This window comes from uncultured Campylobacter sp. (assembly GCF_937949835.1).
Lineage (GTDB): Bacteria > Campylobacterota > Campylobacteria > Campylobacterales > Campylobacteraceae > Campylobacter_B.
Window position 1 is genome coordinate 1 of sequence record NZ_CALEDC010000186.1, and the last position, 6,937, is coordinate 6,937.

The following is a 6,937-nucleotide window of genomic DNA, read 5'->3' on the forward strand; positions in this document are numbered from 1 at the left end:
CCTGCGATCAGTATCATTAAAGTATCCTTTTTTAAAATTTGCGCGATTTTAGCGAAATTTTACTAACTCTTAATAGGGCTTGCCGAAAAATTTCTCGTAATGCTCGTAAAAGCGCTTGTAGTAGGGGTTTGAGTAGCGTTTGCGCATGCCGTAGTTGTAGCACTCGATCGTGTCTTTGATATTTTTGTCTTTAGCGTTCCAGCATTTGCGCAGGATTTTGGCGCATTTGGTGAGGTTATACATCGGGTTGAATATATAATCTATCTCATTTTGGCTGAAATTTACGGCGTTTAGCTGCCCGAGTCCTACGTCGATGCTAAATCCGTCCTCATACAGGTACTTGGCGATCTGCACGGCGTAAATTTCGTTTGCCGGTATGATCGTAACGACCCATTTGCTGGAATTTAGGCTGTAGTTGCTCGTTTTGATGCGGATATTTTGATTGCGCAGGCCTCCAAAATAATCGGCGTTTGCTTTGTTTGTCAAAAAGGAGATCGTGTAGGGCTCGAAGTCGCTTTCGATTTTGACGATGGTGTAGAGGATCTCGGGCTTGACGCCTTCATTTTGCGCCACCGCGGCGATGGCGTTTACGATCTCATTCGGCGAGTAAGCGGGGGCTTGAAGCGCTAAAAACAGGGCGAAAACCAACTTTTTCATCTAAATTTACCGAGCCTTTGATAAAATTTTATGTCGCAAGTATAGCACAATTTCAGTCTTTTCATCATTGTTTAAGTGAAAATTAATCGTATTGGATATATAATCACATTTCTTTTTTAAACCCAAACGGTCGCTTAGCTCAGCTGGTAGAGCGCCACCCTTACAAGGTGGATGTCGCAGGTTCGATCCCTACAGCGACCACCATTTTGAAATCCTTGGATTTCATACTTCTTTGGCACTTGCACTGCGAGTGCGATTTTTGGTGCGACGGTAGTTCAGCTGGTTAGAATGCCGCCCTGTCACGGCGGAGGTCGTGGGTTCGAGCCCCATTCGTCGCGCCACTTCTTACGATGTCTTGCTAGCTCAGTAGGTAGAGCATCTCACTTTTAATGAGGGGGTCGTTGGTTCGAATCCAACGCAGGACACCATCTATCAAATTTCCCCCCTATTTTTAGTTTTTTGATTTTTTTAAAAGCCCTACATGACGGCTTTTTCAAATTTTTTCAAAAAAATTTCAAATGCTAAAAACGCTAGATTATACAGGTAGTTTAAGAGAAACTACTATATATTAAAAAATGTATAGTAGTTCTTAAGCTTGTTAAACTCTTTGGAAACTTTTATAATTTGTCCTATGAAACTATATTAAATTTTAAAGGATAAGCGGTTATGAAAGTTTTTTCTAAAATTAAAGACGATCCGGCTTTTAAAACGGACCCCGATAAAGTTATCAGAAATTTCTCCTTACCTCATCGCAAAAATACTATGGTAGAAATGATTGATGAGCATATAGCAGTTAGATTTTACCGCTCATCTAATAAAAAGGGAGAGCAAACTATCCATAGGCACTATCACTACTCAATAGGCGGCAAGCTGATTAAGTCTTTAGGCAATGCAGATGAGATAAGTCTTAATGAAGCCGAGGAAGCGCTTAAAGGTTTAATAGTAGATGGTTCTACTAAACTAGCCGCCCCAAGTAATACTCTAGCGAGTGTTTACCAGCAGTTTTGCAGACATAACGGCAACGTCGCATCAGCAACCTCTAAAAGACGAGATATGAGCTTTAAGGCTTTAAGGGATATTTGTGACAAAGATATAAACAAGATAAGTAAAAAGGATATTATGCCGATACTGGATTACTACTACGATAATGAAAAATACGCTTCCTTGGAAATTTTATTCAAACTTATTAAAAGACTATTCAGATATGCTCGCATAAGAGATATTTCTAAAAATCCATTATTTGCAGAAGAGGTGTTTAAGGACTTTTATAATATACCTCGCCATAGCGAATACCCATATATAAAAGATGACTTGGATTTAACCGTACTTATTAAATTTATTATGAACTATCCTCACCAAATAGGAGTTAAGAATGCTTTGATATTCGGACTGCTTACGGGGCTAAGAAGCTCAAACGTAAGAAATTTAACTCATGAGCATTTAAAAATAGGCGATGATGGGGAATACTACTTACTATTTCCGCAAGATGAGAATAAGGTAAAAAGCAATGGAGATGAACATCTGGGACTTCCTAGAGAAGTAGGGCAATGGCTGCAAACATTACATCCTCATCATAGCCACTGCCCGTTATGCTTTGCCAATACGCAAGGCGAAGTACTAAGCGATATGACTCTAGTTAAAGCGCTTAAAACCTATGCTCCCGTAATAGCTAAGAATAGATTGGTCTTTCACTCTTTTAGAAAGATACTAGAAACCTTTGCATATGAAAAAATCCATGAGAACAAGCTGGATCCTTATAGCATTGAACGCACCCTTTTTCATGCACAAAAAGAGATACAAAAGATTTATAACAAAGCTACGAATATTGAGAATACGCGTAGGGTTCTAACATGGTGGCTAGGTTATTTAAAGGGGTTGGGGTTTAAATTTTAAGGGGAGAGATGAGTTAAAAAAAAGGATAGTTTCTTAGGGGGTTTGCGCGGTTGTTGATTGAACAGAATACATCCGGCAAGCTTAAAGTAATATATACGGCAAATACCATAGATATAGCAAAGCTCTTGCCATAAACGGATAAATACTATAAACATACAGAGGATTTTCTAATATAGCTAAGTCCTAGAAAATAACCGGGATGAGCTTACTACGTATTTCAGATATTCTAAAGCTATTAGTAAGCCCATTTAATTCATTAATTCCATAATCCATGAGTTTCATATATATAGGTAGCTTAAATTCCTCAACTAAATAAGTATTTTATCTATTACAGGGATAAATTCTCTTCTTACTAAGTGCCGTTTAAATATGCTTTTTATATTTTATAACTTTTCGGAATATTTCTTTGCTAAAGCAGCTCCTTATTGCAGATAGCAAATTCTGGGAATATTCTTATGCGGTCTTGCTTTGATAAGGTATTTAAATGTCGAGAGAATATAATCTAGCTATCCTCTCTTTAATCAAACCTAAGTAATGCCTATAATCAAGCCAATAATGCCTATAGCCCAACCAAGTAATGCCTAGTTATCTCTACTCTTGAATGCCCCATATCTATAGATACCTGAGCTAAAGCTTCTATATGACTCATACCCTCTTTACGTAACTCTTCGTATCTTTCTTGAGCGAAGTTATATCTAAGCCCATGTGTTCCTCTTTTGTCCGCTCCTGCTGCTTTTAGATCCTTTACGTAAGCATTCTTTGGGGCATAGTATCCTGCTTCTTTGGCAAGCCTTAGCTGCCTTATGGTTTTATCGCTTAGCTTTTTAGTGCTGTAGCATAAGCCGTTCTTGCTGCCGAGTATGGTTATACTATTATCGTCGTTAATCTCCCATTTGTCTGAATTGATAGCATCATCCAGTCTTAGCCCCGCTTCTAATTGCAGCTTAGCGGATATATAATACAGTGAGCTTAATTGCATATTGTTTATGATCTTATATGGATCTTCATAGGCTCTGTTATAATGCCTTTTACGAAGGTTCATACCCTTTTTCTTAAATTCTTTGCGGATATCCGTAATATCTTTTCCAGATACGTTTAGCCCTAGCTTACTACAATTATCAAAGGTTTTTGCTAATGCCGATATGTAGGTATTAAGTGTTCCTCCGCTTATTTCGTTTGCTTTTAGCAGTAGCCACTCTCTTGCACTGCTAGCATTAATGTTTTGCATTATTTTTTGACCGTGTTTGGCTTTAAGAAATTCTATATATTGAGTAGTTACCGCTCTTAAGTTTTGAATGCTTTTAATGCTATGAGCGTATATGCTTTTTGTATGACCGTTTTGTCCTTTAAGCTCGCTATTGCGCCTTACGTTACTTTTAGATATTCCGATACCGTTTGCTTGCTTCATAATCTGAGAGATAATAGCTTTAGCGTTCATTCTGGTGTGTAGAGCCATGATATATACCTTTATCTTTTTAATAGTCTTGCTACGCTTGATTTACTGGTTTGTATGCCGTAGTTTTTCCATAGAATATCTGCTATTTTTTGATAGCTATGGCCGCTTTTATGTAGGGATTTTAAGCAATCCTTATAATCTGCTATTTTTGATTTGGTCGGTTTTTTCTTTGGGCCTAGTAGCTTTTTATACTCTTTATTTACTACTTCGCTTAAAGCTCTTTTATCTACCTTCATATCTTTATAATAGTGCAATATACCATTAAGTGCATTATCCGCTCTTTTCTTATCGTGCCTTGCTCTACTAATATATGAGATAAAGGTATTTACTAGCCATATAAGCTCATTCTGATTAGCAGTTTCTTGAGCTTTATCGTTAAAGACCTTTATGCCTTTCTTGACTCTTAAAAGATTTTCGTAATGCATACTCGCTCCTTTGTGATAGATTTTGTGATAAATTTAAAGATTACCGCTCCTATTATAACGGGAGAATAAAAAAATGCCAGGAAGCTTTATTGATTATAGAAGACTCATTTTTTTAGAAGCTCGATAGAGCATCATTGTTTTTAGAAGCGTCATTGCGCTTCGTTGTTTTTCGATAGATTCATTGTCTTTTCAGAAGCTCTATTTTTTCAACAGCTTAGTTGTTTTTTTTCAGAACTTCATCGGTTTCTATGAGGCTTCATTGTTTCTTAGAGGCCTTATTATGCTTAATTGCTTTTTCATAGGCCTCATTGTCTTTTTACCAGCTTTATTGCTTTCATAAAGCCCCATTGTTTCTTATAAAAAGGCTCGGTGATAGAGAATGGTAGAATCTGATATTGCGGATGTTTTGAGAGGCATAGGGGGTAGGGAATTATGAAGGGATAAGGCATTCGTTTTTAGGATTGGGTTTTTAATGTGGAGGATTTCAGGGGTTGGTTTTGAGTGGGATGTTTTGGTTGAAGGGTGTATGTGAATTGGACTTTGAAGAGCGTAAAGGGTGCGAATATGTTGTAGTTTATGGAATCAACCTAGTTCTTTTTGGGATTTTTAAGAAGAGTAAAGGTCGCAAGCATAAAAAACCCATGTAAGGATGGAGATGTTTGTAGAATTTTGCCTATACTCATGCAAGCATTTTAAATTTACCGTATCAAAATTTAATCATTTGACTAGCTATGGTTTTAAAATATACGACAACTTATGAGGCGGCGTTTTAAATGTGCCACCTCATATAAAGTTTCTAACCTAAAGCGATATGCCGGCAAGGGGAATGAAATGCCGGCATAATTCTAAGGCATAACCCTTAAAAGGTATAATCCTAAATAGCCCTTAGCTCATATAAACTTGCATATCATCCTTGCGAATATCTCTTTGGTTAAATTCCAAAGCTTCCGAGTTATCGGCGTAGATATTTAGCTGCTCTATGATCTTATTTACGGTATCTTGGCTCAAGAAAGCATTATCTTTTAAAGCCTCTTCTTGAATAACACCCGGAGCGGAGTTTAGATCCATAGCATTGCTAACGCTAAGATTGGAATTTAGATCAGGGGTGTTTAAATTTGAATCATCACAATACTTTGAAACGATAGCCTTTAATTCATTCTTATCGCCGCTACTTAAAACCATATCCCAGCCGGATTTGGAATTTGAACCGTCGCTAGAACTTTTTGAAAGAGGCGAAATTTGGGTTTCGTTATCTATGTCTAGTTTGGCATCCATCGCTAATGCGGTAGGTTTGGCACTAGCAATATAGGTTTTGCCGAATGCTTTATAGATATCCGCTGCCTTGATATTTAGATATTTACCGATATGAAATTCCTCTATGACATTATCCCTGTTGCTAAAAAAGCCTTTTACTTCTAAGATATCGTTCTTTGCATTAGGATCTGCCGGAGTGATGATGAGCTTAAGATCGCTCGAACCATTTTTACCAAAGTCATAGCGGACTCTTTTGACCGGGTTTTTGTATATGACCTTATCATAGCCTCCAAGATCCATTATAGTTTTTGCTCCTCCGTCATAAATAAATACATTATCTTCCTTGCCCCCCACCATAGTGTTTCCACCGTCGATAGGTTTTACTTGCCCACTAATAAAATCGCTTCCTAGAATTTTGCCGTCTTTGAATTGAAAATTTAAATTTGTCCTTACATTGTAGTTTTTGATCAAGACGCTACTATTTGATAGTTTATCCGAGATGAGTAACGAATTATCGACTAAATTTAGATTAAATTTAACCTCATTGCTTCCTATGTCTTTGAATTTAATTAAGTCGTTGTCTTTGAAATTTTCCACCATATCGTTTCCGTCACCCCTAGAAAAGACGAAGGTATTTTTGCCATTCATGCTGATGCCGGGATTACCATAGCTGTCATAGCATCCTCTTAGAGTATCATTGCCGCTGCCACCTTCAAGGATATTATTAACTCCATTACCGCCTATTAGGATATCGTCTCCATTGCCACCTTTGATCTCATTATCCATATCGTTGTAGCCTTTTATTAAGTCATCTTTATTGGTACCAACAAGAGATAGTTGCTTAATATCTTCAAAACTTAGCTTTTCTCCGCTTGCAAATTCAAAATTCTCTATTATGCCAGAAGGTCTAATTTTATTATCTGCAATAATATTCTTTATAGCTATCGAGTCATTAGGAGAATTTTTAAAAGAGATAATCATATCATCAAATTCATATAAGTCTTTGTTGTCACTCCTTTTTATAATTAGGTCGTTTTTTCTTATGCCATTTCCAAATTTAATAGTATCATTTCCGTTTTCATCCCGGATTGAATCTGCTCCATCCCCTTTATTGAATACATATGTATCATTACCGCTTCCGCCGGTTAGAGTATCGTTTCCTTTGCCGCCTATAAATACCGTATCCTCATTATTGCATGAGCTCATAATATCATCGCCGTCAGTCCCTGTTAAAGCCAATTTTTTCATTTCT

The 6,937-nt window shown here is 37.1% G+C and carries 5 protein-coding genes, 3 tRNA genes and 1 pseudogene; 4 read left to right on the forward strand and 5 right to left on the reverse strand.

Annotation, left to right across the window (positions count from 1 at the left end; genetic code table 11):
- Nucleotides 1–69: 69 nt before the first annotated feature.
- Nucleotides 70–657, reverse strand: a complete 588-nt coding sequence (locus Q0256_RS04005) for a transglycosylase SLT domain-containing protein (RefSeq protein ID WP_297960248.1) — start codon at nt 655–657, stop codon at nt 70–72.
- Nucleotides 658–785: 128 nt separating this feature from the next.
- Between Q0256_RS04005 and Q0256_RS04010 the strand changes: the two genes are divergently transcribed.
- The 4 genes from Q0256_RS04010 to Q0256_RS04025 all read left to right on the forward strand — a co-directional run bounded on the left by Q0256_RS04010 (nt 786) and on the right by Q0256_RS04025 (nt 2,550).
- A tRNA-Val gene (locus Q0256_RS04010) sits at nt 786–861 on the forward strand.
- A 60-nt stretch (nt 862–921) separates the two neighbouring features.
- A tRNA-Asp gene (locus Q0256_RS04015) sits at nt 922–998 on the forward strand.
- Between the two features lie 11 nt (nt 999–1,009).
- Nucleotides 1,010–1,085, forward strand: a tRNA-Lys gene (locus tag Q0256_RS04020).
- Nucleotides 1,086–1,323: 238 nt separating this feature from the next.
- Nucleotides 1,324–2,550 (forward strand): tyrosine-type recombinase/integrase, encoded by a 1,227-nt coding sequence (locus Q0256_RS04025; protein ID WP_297960250.1) that lies wholly within the window; start codon nt 1,324–1,326, stop codon nt 2,548–2,550.
- Nucleotides 2,551–3,109: 559 nt separating this feature from the next.
- Here Q0256_RS04025 and Q0256_RS04030 read toward each other — a convergent pair.
- The 4 genes and pseudogenes from Q0256_RS04030 to Q0256_RS11590 form a co-directional block, all read right to left on the reverse strand.
- Nucleotides 3,110–4,006, reverse strand: coding sequence for a hypothetical protein (locus Q0256_RS04030; RefSeq protein WP_297960252.1), 897 nt, complete (start codon nt 4,004–4,006; stop codon nt 3,110–3,112).
- Nucleotides 4,007–4,017: 11 nt separating this feature from the next.
- A complete protein-coding gene (locus Q0256_RS04035; protein WP_291936065.1) occupies nt 4,018–4,431 on the reverse strand; it encodes a hypothetical protein in 414 nt (137 codons plus the stop codon).
- Nucleotides 4,432–5,316: 885 nt separating this feature from the next.
- On the reverse strand, nt 5,317–6,471 hold the full coding sequence (locus Q0256_RS04040; RefSeq protein WP_297960255.1) for a hypothetical protein: 1,155 nt from the start codon (nt 6,469–6,471) through the stop codon (nt 5,317–5,319).
- 327 nt (nt 6,472–6,798) lie between these two features.
- Nucleotides 6,799–6,933, reverse strand: a pseudogene (locus tag Q0256_RS11590) (hypothetical protein); the annotation flags it as partial.
- Between the last annotated feature and the right edge of the window lie 4 nt (nt 6,934–6,937).